The 12,849-nt window shown below is 72.2% G+C and carries 13 protein-coding genes and 1 tRNA gene; 5 read left to right on the top strand and 9 right to left on the bottom strand.

Features of this window, described 5'->3' with window-relative positions; all coding sequences use genetic code 11:
* Positions 1–263: 263 nt before the first annotated feature.
* Positions 264–719 (bottom strand): DUF6325 family protein, encoded by a 456-nt coding sequence (locus AC1DPN_RS08680; RefSeq protein WP_477084330.1) that lies wholly within the window; start codon positions 717–719, stop codon positions 264–266.
* Between the two features lie 281 nt (positions 720–1,000).
* A tRNA-Gln gene (locus tag AC1DPN_RS08675) sits at positions 1,001–1,072 on the bottom strand.
* A 135-nt stretch (positions 1,073–1,207) separates the two neighbouring features.
* Here AC1DPN_RS08675 and AC1DPN_RS08670 point away from each other — a divergent pair.
* The 4 genes from AC1DPN_RS08670 to AC1DPN_RS08655 all read left to right on the top strand — a co-directional run bounded on the left by AC1DPN_RS08670 (position 1,208) and on the right by AC1DPN_RS08655 (position 4,077).
* Entirely contained in the window at positions 1,208–1,819 is a 612-nt protein-coding gene (locus AC1DPN_RS08670; protein ID WP_477084593.1) for a TetR/AcrR family transcriptional regulator, read from the top strand.
* A gap of 9 nt (positions 1,820–1,828) precedes the next feature.
* Positions 1,829–2,344 (top strand): MarR family winged helix-turn-helix transcriptional regulator, encoded by a 516-nt coding sequence (locus AC1DPN_RS08665; RefSeq protein ID WP_477084329.1) that lies wholly within the window; start codon positions 1,829–1,831, stop codon positions 2,342–2,344.
* On the top strand, positions 2,341–3,510 hold the full coding sequence (locus AC1DPN_RS08660; protein WP_477084328.1) for an MFS transporter: 1,170 nt from the start codon (positions 2,341–2,343) through the stop codon (positions 3,508–3,510). The genes AC1DPN_RS08665 and AC1DPN_RS08660 overlap by 4 nt, the downstream gene beginning before the upstream one ends.
* A gap of 120 nt (positions 3,511–3,630) precedes the next feature.
* The gene (locus tag AC1DPN_RS08655; RefSeq protein WP_477084327.1) at positions 3,631–4,077 is read left to right on the top strand and encodes a hypothetical protein; all 447 of its coding nucleotides are present in this window, start codon (positions 3,631–3,633) and stop codon (positions 4,075–4,077) included.
* A 3-nt stretch (positions 4,078–4,080) separates the two neighbouring features.
* On the opposite strand, the gene AC1DPN_RS08650 is transcribed toward AC1DPN_RS08655, so the two are convergent.
* Positions 4,081–5,919 carry an ABC-F family ATP-binding cassette domain-containing protein gene (locus AC1DPN_RS08650; RefSeq protein ID WP_477084326.1) on the bottom strand — a complete coding sequence of 613 codons (1,839 nt, stop codon included), beginning with the start codon at positions 5,917–5,919 and terminating at the stop codon, positions 4,081–4,083.
* A gap of 93 nt (positions 5,920–6,012) precedes the next feature.
* Between AC1DPN_RS08650 and AC1DPN_RS08645 the strand changes: the two genes are divergently transcribed.
* Positions 6,013–7,005: an NAD-dependent epimerase/dehydratase family protein gene (locus AC1DPN_RS08645; protein ID WP_477084325.1), complete on the top strand. Its 993-nt coding sequence runs from the start codon at positions 6,013–6,015 to the stop codon at positions 7,003–7,005.
* Positions 7,006–7,021: 16 nt separating this feature from the next.
* Here AC1DPN_RS08645 and AC1DPN_RS08640 read toward each other — a convergent pair whose 3' ends face one another.
* The 6 genes from AC1DPN_RS08640 to AC1DPN_RS08615 form a co-directional block, all read right to left on the bottom strand.
* The gene (locus AC1DPN_RS08640; protein WP_477084324.1) at positions 7,022–7,495 is read right to left on the bottom strand and encodes an SRPBCC domain-containing protein; all 474 of its coding nucleotides are present in this window, start codon (positions 7,493–7,495) and stop codon (positions 7,022–7,024) included.
* Between the two features lie 44 nt (positions 7,496–7,539).
* The gene (locus AC1DPN_RS08635; RefSeq protein ID WP_477084323.1) at positions 7,540–7,875 is read right to left on the bottom strand and encodes an ArsR/SmtB family transcription factor; all 336 of its coding nucleotides are present in this window, start codon (positions 7,873–7,875) and stop codon (positions 7,540–7,542) included.
* Between the two features lie 50 nt (positions 7,876–7,925).
* Positions 7,926–8,864 carry a 4-(cytidine 5'-diphospho)-2-C-methyl-D-erythritol kinase gene (locus tag AC1DPN_RS08630; protein ID WP_477084322.1) on the bottom strand — a complete coding sequence of 313 codons (939 nt, stop codon included), beginning with the start codon at positions 8,862–8,864 and terminating at the stop codon, positions 7,926–7,928.
* Positions 8,861–9,811: a 16S rRNA (adenine(1518)-N(6)/adenine(1519)-N(6))-dimethyltransferase RsmA gene (rsmA, locus tag AC1DPN_RS08625; RefSeq protein WP_477084321.1), complete on the bottom strand. Its 951-nt coding sequence runs from the start codon at positions 9,809–9,811 to the stop codon at positions 8,861–8,863. Before rsmA ends, AC1DPN_RS08630 begins: the two co-directional genes overlap by 4 nt.
* A 137-nt stretch (positions 9,812–9,948) precedes the next feature.
* On the bottom strand, positions 9,949–11,220 hold the full coding sequence (locus AC1DPN_RS08620; RefSeq protein ID WP_477084320.1) for a transglycosylase family protein: 1,272 nt from the start codon (positions 11,218–11,220) through the stop codon (positions 9,949–9,951).
* A 375-nt stretch (positions 11,221–11,595) separates the two neighbouring features.
* On the bottom strand, positions 11,596–12,774 hold the full coding sequence (locus AC1DPN_RS08615; protein WP_477084319.1) for an aggregation-promoting factor C-terminal-like domain-containing protein: 1,179 nt from the start codon (positions 12,772–12,774) through the stop codon (positions 11,596–11,598).
* Between the last annotated feature and the right edge of the window lie 75 nt (positions 12,775–12,849).

Here is a 12,849-nt window from a genome sequence, read left to right as displayed (position 1 = left end):
GCAGTGGTCACAGCTAGGTCAGCCGACCCAACCGGCGAAGGCCCGCCGCGATCCACGGCGGGCCTTCGGGTCGGAACATGCAGCGACGTCAGATGCGGCGGCGACCGATGCCACGCCCCGGCGTCACGGCCGCGGCAACCACAGCAGTTTTCGCGATCGGTGCAGGCCCAGGAGACGAGACCACGGCAGCGACAGCGGCCGTCTTGGCAACCGGATGGCCGATGACCCCGACCCGTCCGACACGTGCAGGGCGAAGCGGCATGTCAGGCTCCTTCGATGAGTGCTTCGTCGGCAGCGATCGAGGCGATGATCGCCTGGATCGGGATACGTCCGTCGGCGATCAGCTGACCGCCGGCGCGACGTGCAGCGGACGCGAACGGCGCCGCCCACAGGTTCTCGTAGATCAGGACGCCCGCGACGCTGCCCGGGTCCATGGCCGCGGCCAGGTTCTCGACATCCTCAGCCGCGAGGAGCTCGGCAAGCTCGGCCTCGATGGCCTCCAGCTCGCCGAGCTCAGGGATGTCCGACAGCTCAGCAGCGTCGACCGACCCGTCCTCGTTCTTCGTCAGGATCAGCACGTCGATCACGCGGATCGTGCCGGCCTCCACGAGTGCGAGCAGCTCCTCGACCATCTCTCCGGTGAAGTTCTGCGCCCCCGCCGGGAACTCGACGACGACATAGTCCACGGGGCCCAGCTCGTCCAGCGACGTCTCAGTCATCGTGCGTTCCTCCGAGTGGATGGCGGTGCCCTGACCAGGGCAGACAGTGCAGATTGCGCACCCACACCATGGCACGCCGACCTCGCCCACGACCAGAGATTCGACACATCGTCTAGCCGAACGCGCATGGACCGACGTGGGCCGGTCAGTCCGAGAGCGCGCCGCCCTCGGCGAGCGCTGATGCCCTCGAGGCGGGCGTCAGCGAGTCGGAGCTGACGGTCCATCTACTCGACGAGCTGGTCCCCTCGGCGTCTCGCGAAGCACTCCCAGCTCCAGCCCAGCTCCGCCCCCAGGATTCGAACCTGGACTGCACGGCTCCAAAGGCCGGCGTGCTGCCGTTACACCAGGGCGGACCGGCGGGCTGAGCCGCCAGGGGCAAGTCTGCCAGGACGCAGAGACCGGATTTTGCACCACTGCCCAGGGATCTGACGGCGGACCGGCATGATGGGCGCGTGGCCACCGACCCCAAGCGCGCATCCCGACCTCGCATGACGGGGACGCAGCGCCGAGCACAGCTGCTCGACGTGTCGCGACGCCTGTTCGCCGAGAAGGGCTTCGACGGCACGAGCGTCGAGGAGATCGCCGCGCGCGCGCAGGTGTCCAAGCCGGTCGTGTACGAGCACTTCGGCGGCAAGGAGGGCGTCTACGCCGTCGTCGTCGACCGCGAGATCCAGGCCTTGACCCGCGCGCTCAGCGGACCACTCGAGGAGGGCGGCCACCCCAAGGCGCTCGTCGAGCGGACCACGCTGGCGCTGCTCGGGTACATCGAGACCTCCGAGGACGGGTTCCGGATCCTCGTGCGCGACTCCCCCGTGGCCCAGGCGACCGGGACGTTCTCCAGCCTCATCGGCGACGTGGCCACCCAGGTGGAGCACCTGCTGGCGGACCAGTTCAAGAAGCAGGGCCAGGACCCGAAGACCGCCCCGATGTACGCGCAGATGCTCGTCGGGATGGTCGCCCTGACCGGGCAGTGGTGGCTCGACGCTCGACGGCCCAGCAAGAACCAGGTCGCCGCTCACCTGGTCAACCTCGCCTGGAACGGGTTGTCCGGGCTGGAGCGGCGGCCGGAGCTGACACGACCTTCTGTCGACGTCGAGTAATCTCGCCGTATGGCTCTCCCGGATCGCGACGGCGCACGGGACGAGGTCGACAAGATCGTCCTCGCCTGGCAGCGCGAGCGGCCCGACCTGGACGTCCGGCCGCTCACGGTGCTGTCGCGCGTCAGCCGCCTCGCCCGCCACCTCGACCTGGCGCGCCGCTCCGCGTTCGAGCGGCACGACCTGGAGACGTGGGAGTTCGACGTTCTGTCGGCGCTACGCCGCGCAGGCTCCCCGTACCAGCTCTCCCCCGGTGCGCTGCTGACCCAGACCCTGGTCACGAGCGGAACCATGACCAACCGCATCGACCGGCTCGCCGAGCACGGGCTGGTCCACCGGCTGCCCGCGCCGGACGACCGCCGCGGCGTGCTCGTGCAGCTCACTCCTGCCGGTCTCGCGCGGGTCGACGCCGCGTTCGCCGACCTGCTCGACGTCGAGCGCGGCCTGCTCGGCGAGCTCGGCGAGAGTGACCGCGAACAGCTCGCGGCGCTCCTGCGCGAGGTCGTCGCCCCGTTCGACGCGTCTTGACGTCCTTCCGCTCTGCGACACGAGGGCTCCTTCTTGCTGCCGTCCTGCTCTATGCGCTGAACCTGCGCGCGCCGATCACGGCGCTCGCTCCCGTGGTGGACGACGTCCGTTCGGCGCTCGGCCTGTCCGCGGCCGGCGTCGGCCTGCTGACCGGGATCCCTGTGCTCTGCTTCGCGCTCCTCACGCCCCTCATGGCCGTGCTGCTCGGGCGGCTGGGGACGTCGCGCGTGGTGTTCGTGTCGCTCGTGACGGTGCTCGTCGGGACGCTCCTGCGCTCCTCCGGCGGGTTCGCGACCGCGCTGGCCGGGACGGTCCTCATCGGCGTCGCGATCACCGCCGGGAACGTCGCGGTGCCCATCGTGATCGGGCGCGACTTCCCGTCCTCGGTCGCGCGGGTCACCGGGCTGTACACCGCCGCCCTGAACGGCGGATCGGTGCTCACCACCGTGTTCACCGCACCGTTGGCGGCGGTCATCGGCTGGCGCTGGGCGCTCGCCTCGTGGGGCCTGATGGCGGTGGTCGCGCTCGTCGTGTGGCAGCGCGCGTATCCCCTCCGGGGCGCCGCGGCGGCTCCCGTGCTCGCCGCGTCGGGCGGCTCGGTCTGGCGCCTGCCCGTCACCTGGTTCCTCGCGGTCGCCTTCGCCGGGCAGGCCTTCGGGTACTACGCCGTGAGCGCCTGGCTGCCCTCGATCCTGCACGACACGCTCGGCCTGGCCCCGACCGGCGCGGGCGGTGCCGCCGCGCTCTTCCAGCTGTTCGGGATGGTCGGCGGTGTAGCCGTCCCTCTCCTGCTCGCCCGACGCCTGCCGCTGCCGTTCGTGTCCCTCGGGATCGCCGTGGGCTGGCTCGCGCTGCCGCTCGGTCTGCTCTTCGCGCCCTCGCTCTGGGCGCTCTGGTGCACCTGCGCCGGCGTCGCGCAGGGTGGGAACTTCACCGTGATCTTCACGGTGATCGCGTCGTCGTCGCACTCGCAGGCCGCGGCACGGCGGATGTCGGCGACCGTGCAGTCGATCGGGTACACCGCCGGGGCGGTCGGGCCGTCGGTGCTCGGGGCCGTGCACACCGCGTCCGGCGGATGGTCCGCACCGTTGACGGTCGTGCTGGGCGTGATGGTGTCGATGGCGTGCGCGTCGGGGCTGGCGCTGCGCAGCGTGCGGGCCCGCTAGGCCGTCCGGGGCATCACGGATCTGCCCGGGCGTTCCGGTGGGTACAGTGCGCGCGCGGGCCTGCCAGCCTGGCCACCGACGCTCTGAGAACGACGAAGACTCGAGGAACGAGGGCACGTGATGATTGCCGCGATCGACCCGTACAGCCAGACCGAACCGTCCGCAGGCCTTGCGGCCGGCGCGTTCATCGGGTTCGCGGTCTTCTATGCGGCGGCGCTCGCGTTCGGCGTCTACTGCTACGTCCGCATCGCCCGCAAGGCGGGCTACTCCGGCTGGTACGCGGCACTCCTGTTCGTGCCGGTGGCCAACCTCGTCGTCATGCTGATGTTCGTGTTCAAGGAGTGGCCCATCGAGGCCGAGCTCCGCATGCTGCGGTCCGGCGGGTACGGCGGGCACCCTGGGTTCGCTGCGCCCACGGCCGCGTACCCCTCGCCCTACCCGTACCCCGAGGCGTCCCCGTACGGGCAGCCGTGGGGGCAGGCGCCCCAGCAGCCCGGCGGCTACCCGCCTGCCGGCCCGGGTCCGCAGACGCCCGGCAACCCCTGGACCGGGCAGCAGCAGGCCTGAGGCTCAGCCGACGATCTCTGCGGCATCCATCCACGCCGACTCGAGCTCGTCCTTCTCGACCGCGAGCGCACGAAGCTCCGCGTCGAGCGCGAGGACGGCCTGGTGGTCGGTCGCCTGCTCCGACATCTTCAGATGCAGCGCCGACTCCTGGTCGGCGATCCGCGAGAGCCGACGCTCGATGCGGGCGATCTCCTTGCGTGCCGTGCGGAGCTCCGCCTCGGTCGGGGCGGGCGCGTCGGGCGTCGGCGCAGGGGCCGCGCCGCCCTCGGCGGCTGCGTCGACGCGGGCGGTCGGGCGGGCGTCGAGCACCGAGGTGACCGAGCCGCCGGCGGCGATCGCGGCCCGGCGCAGCGTCAGGTACTGCTCGACACCGCCGGGCAGCTGGCGGAGCAGGCCGTCGCCGAGCAGGGCCATCTGCGTGTCGCAGACGCGCTCGAGCAGGTACCGGTCGTGCGAGACGACGATCAACGTGCCGGGCCAGCCGTCGAGCAGGTCCTCGAGGGCCGCGAGCGTGTCGGTGTCCAGGTCGTTGGTCGGCTCGTCGAGCAGGAGCACGTTGGGCTCGCCGACGAGGAGCCGGAGCAGCTGCAGCCGTCGCCGCTCGCCGCCCGACAGGTCACGCACGGGCGTGCTGGCACGCTCGCGGGTGAACCCGAGCCGCTCGACGAGCTGCGCCGCAGTGAGCTCCTTGCCGCCGACGACGACGGACCGCTTCTCCCGCTCGATCACCTCGAGGACCCGCAGGTGCGCGAGCTCGTCGAGGTCCTCGACGTCCTGGCGCAGCTCGGCGACCTGCACGGTCTTGCCTCGCTTCACGCGGCCGGTGGTCGGTTCCAGCCGACCGGACAGGAGCCGCAGGAGCGACGTCTTGCCGGCGCCGTTGACGCCCACCAGCCCGACGCGGTCGCCGGGGCCGAGCCGCCAGGTGACGTCGTGCAGGAGGACACGGTCGCCGTAGACGACCGACGCGTCCTCGATGTCGAGCACGTCCTTGCCCAGTCGGGCGGTGGCCATCCGCGTCAGCGAGAGCTGGTCGCGAGGCGGCGGCTCGTCGGCGATCAGCTCCGCCGCAGCATCGAGCCGGAACTTGGGCTTGGACGTCCGCGCGGGCGCACCGCGGCGGAGCCAGGCCAGCTCCTTGCGCAGCAGGTTCTGGCGCTTCTCCTCCACGGTCGACGCGTTCCTGGCCCGCTCGGCCCGCGCGAGCACGTAGGCCGCGTAGCCGCCCTCGTACTGGTCGACGCCGCCGTCGTGGACCTCCCAGGTGCGCGTGCAGACCGCGTCGAGGAACCAGCGGTCGTGCGTCACCACGACGAGTGCGCCCTGGCCACGCCCGAAGCGCGCGACCAGGTGCTCGGCGAGCCAGGCGACGCCCTCGACATCGAGGTGGTTGGTCGGCTCGTCGAGGACGAGGACCTCCTCGTCGCGCACGAGGAGTGCGGCGAGGGCGACCCGGCGCCGCTGCCCGCCGGACAGCATGTCGACCTCGGTGTCGAGCGACACGTCCGCGAGCAGCCCCGCGTGCACGGAGCGGATGCGCGAGTCGGCGGCCCACTCGTGCTCGTCGGCGGACCCGTGCACGACGTCCAGCACGGTGCGGCCGGGCGCGAGCTGGTCGCGCTGGTCGAGCACCGCGACCTGGACGCCACCGGCGCGGGTGACGCGACCGGAGTCGGCCGCCTGCTGACTCGACAGGACGCGCAGGAGCGTCGACTTGCCGGCGCCGTTGGGGCCGACGACGCCGATCCGGGCACCGTCGTCCAGCCCGAGGGAGACCTCGTCCAGCAGCGTCCGGGTGCCCAGCGTGAGCGTGACGCGGTCAGCGCCGAGTAGGTGAGCCATCGGCGTGAAGGCTACCCGCACCCGCACACAGGTCCTCGACGTGCAGCACCGCGGCCCGTTGCGGCAGGGCCCCGACCCGGACACGATCGGGGCATGCGACTCCTGGTGCTCGGTGGGACCCACTTCGTCGGTCGTGCGCTCGCCGAGGCCGGCCTGGCCCGCGGCGACGAGGTCACCACGCTCAATCGTGGAGTCTCCGGCTCGCAGGTGCCGGGCACGGAGGCTCTCGTCGCTGACAGGCTCGTGCGCGACGAGCTCACCCGGGTCCTGGACGGTCGCTCGTGGGACGCCGTGGTCGACACGTGGTCGAGCGACCCCGCCGTCGTCGAGACCAGTGCCGAGCTGCTGGCCGGGCGGGTCGGCCACTACGGGTACGTGTCGTCGGCGTCGGTGTACCGGTGGCCGATCCCGCGCGGCGCCGACGAGACGACACCGACCGTCGACGTGGACGCTGCCGAGGAGGGCGACTACGCCGCGAACAAGCGCGGCGGCGAGCTGGCCGTGCTGCGGCACCTGGACGGCCGGGCCCTGCTGGCCCGGGCCGGGCTGATCATCGGGCCGGCCGAGAACGTCGGGCGGCTGCCGTGGTGGCTGCGCCGCGTGGAACGTGGCGGGCGCGTGCCGGCCCCGGGTTCGCCGGACCAACCGTTGCAGCTGATCGACGCCCGCGATCTGGCGCGCTGGATGCTCGACTCCGCAGATCGCGGGCTCTCGGGGGCGTTCAACGCCCTCAGCCGACGGGGCAACGCGACGATGGGCCAGATCCTCGAGACGGCCCTGCAGGTGACCGGCAGCGACGCCGAGCTGGTCTGGACGACACCCGAGCAGATCGAGGCGGCGGGCGTCGAGCCGTGGACCGAGCTCCCCCTGTGGGCTCCCCCGACCGGCGAGCTCGCGGCGCTGCACGACATCGACGTGGACGCGAGCCACGCCGAGGGCCTCCGGTGCCGGCCGATCGCCGAGACCGTCGTGGACACGTGGGCCTGGATGCAGACGCCGTCCGCCTCCACGTCCACGCCTCCACGGGCGGCTGTCGGGCTCGACGCCGACGCGGAACGGCGCCTCCTTGCTCAGGCCGGCGTCTGACCCAGAAGGTCTCGGTTCAGCGGGCGAGGTAGGCGGCGAGCGTGTCGAAGATGCCCTGGAACCCCACCTCGCGCTGCGAGCCGTCCTCCAGGCCGTCGAAGAACGCCCCGTGCTCGGTGTAGGTCACCAGCGTCCCGCCCTCGACCGCCTCGAACTCCGTCGAGTTCAGCGACGTCGACAGGTGCGCGCCGTCCACCCACATGTCGTAGGTCGCGACGATGCGCTGCTGGTCGACGATGTCGGTGTAGGTCGCGACGTAGCGGCTCGTCGGGCCGCCGTGCCACTGACCGTCCTGGACCGCCCTGCCGCCGACGCGGAAGTCGTTCGTGTCCTCGGTCGCCGTGAAGCTCTCCTCGGCGCCGAACCACTGCGCGTGCTGCTCCGGGACGGCGAACGCGTCCCACACGCGGTCGAGCGGCGCGTCGAAGGTGCGTTCGACGACGAACATCGAGTGGGCGACGGTGCTGGCGGTGCTGGTCTTCGTGGACATGAGGTGCTCCTTGAGGGGTGGCCGAGGATCGGCGGGATGGACGTTCAGGGGGTCTCGGTGGCGGGTCCGGCCAGGAAGCTGCCCAGCCGGTCGAGTCGGCGCTCGGCGGGGAGACGCTGCCGGCCCATCCACTCCCCCGCGGGCGCAAGTGCGTCCGGGACGAGCTGGACCGTGCGGACCCTGCCGATCTTGTGGGAGGTCACGATCCCGGCCTCCTCGAGCACGGCGAGGTGCTGGTGGACCGCCGGGAGCGACATCTGGAACGGCTCGGCGAGCTGGCTGACCGACGTCGGTCCGCGGACGAGGCGCTCGACCATCGCCCGCCGGGTCGCGTCGGACAGGGCCCTGAAGACCTTGTCCAGATCGCTATTGTTAAGCATGTGCTTAAGTATTGTCGCCCGCGACGAGATGTCAAGAGGAAGGAACGAGGTCAGTCGGTCGAGCTGATGACCCGCGCACCGGCGACCGGGCCGGCGGCGGTCAGGACGCGGTCGGCGACGCCCGAGGCGGTGAACGCCGCGGCGAGCACGAGCGCGTGCTGGCGGCTGCGTGCGAGGGCGGCGACGGTCGGCCCGGAACCGGACACGACGACGCCGAGCGCCCCGGCGTCCTGCGCGACGGCCAGCGGCTCGGCCAGGCCGGGGTCCAGGGACAACGCGGCGAGCTGCAGGTCGTTGTGCAGGGCCGCACCGAGCGCGCGCGGGTCACCGGCGCGCAGGGCCTGCATGAGGGGGACGTCGTCCTCGGAGTCGGGCACCCGGGGTGCGTCGGTGATCTCGTCGAACGCGGCGTAGACGGCGGCGGTCGACAGGCCACGGTCCTGCACCGCGAACGCCCAGTGGAACTCGCCCCTGCTGAGCGCGGGCGTGAGCAGGTGCCCGCGACCGGTGCCGACCGCGGTGTGACCCGACAGAGCGAACGGCACGTCCGATCCCAGCTCGGCGGCCAGCTCGAGCAGGTCGTCCCGGCTGAGGCCCGTGCGCCACAGCAGGTCGCACGCGACGAGCGCGGCGGCCGCGTCTGCGGATCCGCCGGCCATGCCTCCAGCGACGGGCACGCCCTTGAACAGGTGCAGGTGGACGCCGTCGTCGATCCCGGCGCGCCTCCCGAGCAGCTCGGCAGCCCGGAGCGCGAGGTTCGAGGGGTCCGTCGGCACGAGCTCGGCCTGCGGTCCGCTGACCGTCAGCGTGCGGTCCTGCGCCGGCGTCGCGACGACCTCCTCGAACACCGACACCGCCTGGAACACGGTCGAGACCGGGTGGAAGCCGTCCCCCTCGCGTGGGCCGACGCGCAACGCCAGGTTGACCTTGCCCGGAGCGCGGACCTTGACCTCATGCTCGGGCAGCGGGGCCACGGGAGTCAGGGTCACGGCTCCAGCCTGCCAGGTTCGCCCGACGGCGCACGGTCGGAGGGGGCAGCCAGTGCGGATGCGATCCGGGCGAAGCCCGCGATGTCGACGACCTCTCCGCGTGCCTGCGGGTCGACTCCGGCCGCCTCGATCGCGGCGATGGCCGCCTCGGCGGACCCGGCGAGCACCGACAGCGCGGAGCGGAGCATCTTGCGGCGCTGCGCGAAGGCCGTGTCGACGACCGCGAACACCTCCTCGCGCGACGCGTCGGTCACGGGCGGCTCGCGCCTGTCGAACCGGACGAGGGCCGAGTCCACGTTGGGGGCCGGCCAGAAGACGGTCCGTCCGACGGTGGCGGTCCGGCGGGCCGACGCGTACCAGGCGGCCTTCGCTGACGGCACCCCGTAGGTGCGGCTCCCGGGCGGCGCCGCGAGCCGGTCGGCCACCTCGGCCTGGACCATCACCAGCACGCGTTCCAGAGAGTCGAACCGCTCGAGGAAGGTGAGCAGGACCGGTACCGAGACGTTGTAGGGCAGGTTCGCGACGAGGGCCGCCGGCGGCGGGCCGGGCAGGGTGCGCACCTCGAGGGCGTCGGACAGGACGATCGTCAGACGGTCGCGGCCGTCCGCGTCGCGCAGGACCACGGGCGCGTCGTCGGCAGCCTCGACCAGCGACAGCCCCGCGACGTGCGCCATCACCGTGCTCGGCAGCAGCCGGGCCAGCACCGGGTCGATCTCGACGGCGATGACGTCCGCGCCCGCCTCGAGCAGCCCCAGCGTCAGGGACCCCAGGCCGGGCCCGACTTCCACGACCCGGTCGCCCGCGACGACGTCGGCCTGCCGGACGATCTTGCGCACCGTCCCGCCGTCCAGGACGAAGTTCTGCCCGAGCTGCTTGGTGGGACGGATGCCCGCGCGGGCGGCGAGCTCACGGATCTCCGTGGGGCTCAACAGCTCGATGCTCGACATGCGCCCGAGCCTAGGCGAGTGCCGCCCCACCGCAGGCCATGGCCCGCGCGCACGCTCCGCGCGGCCGGGTCAGAACGCCGCGAGGCCCCCGTCCGGTCAGGACGGGGGCCTCGCGAAGGTCGTTCAGGGTCAGTCGCTCAGCTGAAGAGCCTCTTCCCGCAGACCGGCCACTGGCCGGCACCCGAGCGGTTGTAGAGCATCTTGGCTCGTGCGGTCTGCTCGTCGGGCGAAGCCTCCGACGGCAGTCCGGAGCCGCCCACACCGCGCCAGGTGCCCACGGAGAACTGGTAGAGCCCGTGGTACAGCCCGTTGCGCGAGACGATGGTGGGGTTGCCACCAGACTCGCAGGCGGCCAGGGCGGCCCAGTTGAGGGAGTCGGCGGACCCGCCGGCCGTGACGGGCGACCCGCCGGAGGACGCAGCGACCCGGACCGGACGCGCCTTGGTGCCGACGCCCACGACCTCGTCGACCGGCATCTGCGTGACCGCGTTGGACACCGGGACGCGTGCCGACTCGACACCGTCGATCGTGGTGACGTGGTCGACCGCGGTGCGCACGCCCGGGACACCGGCCGTGAGGATCGCCTTCTGGCCGACGTAGCGGGTCGCGTCGTTCTGCTGGATGGACGCGAACGGGACGGGGAAGGTCGTGGTGACGTCCTGCTCGACGACCCGGTTCACGACGACCTGGACGCGGCCGGCGTCGGCGTGCCGGACCGAGACGCGGTCGAGCGGCTGGAGAGTGACCTTGAGCTCGGAGAGCACGTCGGCGACGGTCGTGTCGGCGTCCGGGACGGCGAGCGTCTTGCCGTCGACCAGCACGTCGGCCGGACCGTCGACCGTGAGGTCGAGCGGCAGCTCGGCGCGGCCCGAGGACCGCGACGCGACGAGCGCGACGGACTCACCGCGGCCGGACAGGCTGTCCAGCGCGTCGTCCGCGGACAGGGCGGTCGTCCAGAGCTCGGTCTCCGCGCCGTCGACGAGGACGGTCACCTGGTGCGCGTGCCGCACGACGATGTCCGCACCTTCGGTGAGCGACCCGGACGCGCTCACGTCGTCGCGGTGACCGACGACGACGTCCTGCGCGTCGAGGAGACCCTCGACCGAGCCGGCGAACGTGGTGACCTCGATGACGTTCCCGTCGACGTCGAGCGTGACCGTCTTCTGGGCGTGGGCGAAGGCCGCTGTGCCGCCCGCGAGGACGAGGACCAGGGCGCCTGCCGCGATGGGAAGAGCACGGGTGCGAATCGACCGATGGCCCTTCGCGGGGGTGCCGTCGGAGGCTGTGCCGTCCGGGCCTGTGTGCTCGAGAGAGCTCTCGTGCGAGGTGTCGGAGGCGGCGTTGCCGCGCGCGAAGGGGTTCAGGGTCGAGAACTGCACGTGGCTCCAGCCGTCGAGGTGCCCGGGCACGGGGTGCAGGTCGTGCCGCGTGTGCGACACCCGCCGGTGAGCCCGGACTGCGACTCGTGCAGACGCCTGGAGGGAGGCGTCAACCGTCGGTCCCGGATCCCCGATCCGGCCGTCACGGCGGCCCATCGAGCACGGGCCCCGTCGGCTCCTCGATCACGGATGGCGGGCCCACATGGGCCACCGTCCAGCTAGAAGAGCGTCCCGACCGTAACCGTCTCGTGACCAAGTTGGCAAAATCCGTCGCCCGGAACACCTGTCCCGGCGGCCCCTCAGGCCGATGATCACGCGGATCTTCGGGCCATCCCTGCACGTCAGCGCGACGCAGACGCCGAACGGGGAGATCTCGTGAACATCGCTACCCGTGAACCGGGTGCGTCAGTACCAGCCCTTGGACTGGTGCGCGGCATAGGCGCCGCAGGGGTTGCCGTAGCGGGCCTCGATGTAGTTCAGGCCCCAGGTGATCTGGGTTGCCGGGTTGGTCTGCCAGTCGGCACCGACGGAGCCCATCTTCGAGCCCGGCAGGGCCTGCGGGATGCCGTACGCACCGGAGGACCTGTTGGCCGCGTTGACGCGCCAGCCGCTCTCCTTGTTCCAGAGCGTCAGGAGGCAGGCGAACTGGTCGTCGCCCCAGCCGCGGGCGGCTGCGAGCTCCTTGCCGAGGGCCTGCGCGGTGCCCGGTGCCACGACGACGATGCTCGGGTCGGGCAGCTCCTGCGTACCCACCTTCGTCACCTGGGTGACGGGCGGGACGGTCAGGACCGACGCGATCGGCGTGCGTCCGGTGACGACTCCGCCGACGACCTGCAGCTCGTACGTGGTGGTCTTGACGCCTGCCTTGCCCTTGGTCGTGATGACCTTGGTGCCCTTGATGGACGAGGAGTCCTGGACCTCGGTCGACTCGAACGGCACGGCTTCCGTCACGGTCGTGGCGGTGGTGCTCGCCCGAGTCACCAGGACCATGAGCCCGTCGACGGACGTCGAGTCGAGCGGGACGGAGACCTGGTCGCCCTCCTCGAGCACGAGCCCGATGTCCTTGAGCGCGTCCCGGACGGTCGCGGCGCTGCTCACGCCGTCGATCACCGCGCCGTCGACCACGAGATGGATCGTCTTGAGAGTCGAGACCCTCAGGGTGCTGCGACCGAGAGCGGACGAGCGCGACGCCGAGAGGCGCACCTCGTCGTCTCGGAGCCCGAGGCCGTCGATCGCTTCACCGACGGTGAGCGCGGTCGTCCAGACCTTGCGCTCCGCGCCGTCCACCTCGACGGCGAGGTTGCGACCGTGCCGCACGACGATCTGCGCGTCGGACGAGATCGGCTCCCCCAGGGACGGCGCCACGAGGTCGCCCTCGCCGACAGCGATCCCGCCGCTGGCCAGGACGTCGGCGACCGTTCGACCGAAGGCCTCGACCTGGACGGGCCTGCCGTCGACGTCGACCGTCACCTGCTTGTGTAGGACGGCGAACGCGCTGGTCACCCCCGCGACGATGGCGAGCACGGCGGCCTGCGCGACGAGGCGGCTCAGGCGTCCACGAGGCACGAGGCGACGAGTGGTCACTCTCTCCTCGGCTGGACTCACGCGGTGGCTCCTCGGTCTGCTGCTGTGGGGTGCCGTCCTGGACGACGGTCCGAC

Source organism: Cellulomonas sp. P4_H4 (assembly GCF_056400865.1).
Note: the sequence above shows the minus strand (reverse complement) of the source record. Positions and strands in the feature narration are given on the sequence as shown.

Excerpts from the sequence above, each read along its gene's own strand:
- AC1DPN_RS08680 (WP_477084330.1), bottom strand. The coding sequence starts at position 719 with ATGACTGAGACGTCGCTGGACGAGCTGGGCCCCGTGGACTATGTCGTC.
- AC1DPN_RS08670 (WP_477084593.1), top strand. The coding sequence starts at position 1,208 with ATGACGGGGACGCAGCGCCGAGCACAGCTGCTCGACGTGTCGCGACGC.
- AC1DPN_RS08665 (WP_477084329.1), top strand. The coding sequence starts at position 1,829 with ATGGCTCTCCCGGATCGCGACGGCGCACGGGACGAGGTCGACAAGATC.
- AC1DPN_RS08655 (WP_477084327.1), top strand. The coding sequence starts at position 3,631 with ATGATTGCCGCGATCGACCCGTACAGCCAGACCGAACCGTCCGCAGGC.
- AC1DPN_RS08650 (WP_477084326.1), bottom strand. The coding sequence starts at position 5,919 with ATGGCTCACCTACTCGGCGCTGACCGCGTCACGCTCACGCTGGGCACC.
- AC1DPN_RS08645 (WP_477084325.1), top strand. The coding sequence starts at position 6,013 with ATGCGACTCCTGGTGCTCGGTGGGACCCACTTCGTCGGTCGTGCGCTC.
- AC1DPN_RS08640 (WP_477084324.1), bottom strand. The coding sequence starts at position 7,495 with ATGTCCACGAAGACCAGCACCGCCAGCACCGTCGCCCACTCGATGTTC.
- AC1DPN_RS08635 (WP_477084323.1), bottom strand. The coding sequence starts at position 7,875 with ATGCTTAACAATAGCGATCTGGACAAGGTCTTCAGGGCCCTGTCCGAC.
- rsmA (WP_477084321.1), bottom strand. The coding sequence starts at position 9,811 with ATGTCGAGCATCGAGCTGTTGAGCCCCACGGAGATCCGTGAGCTCGCC.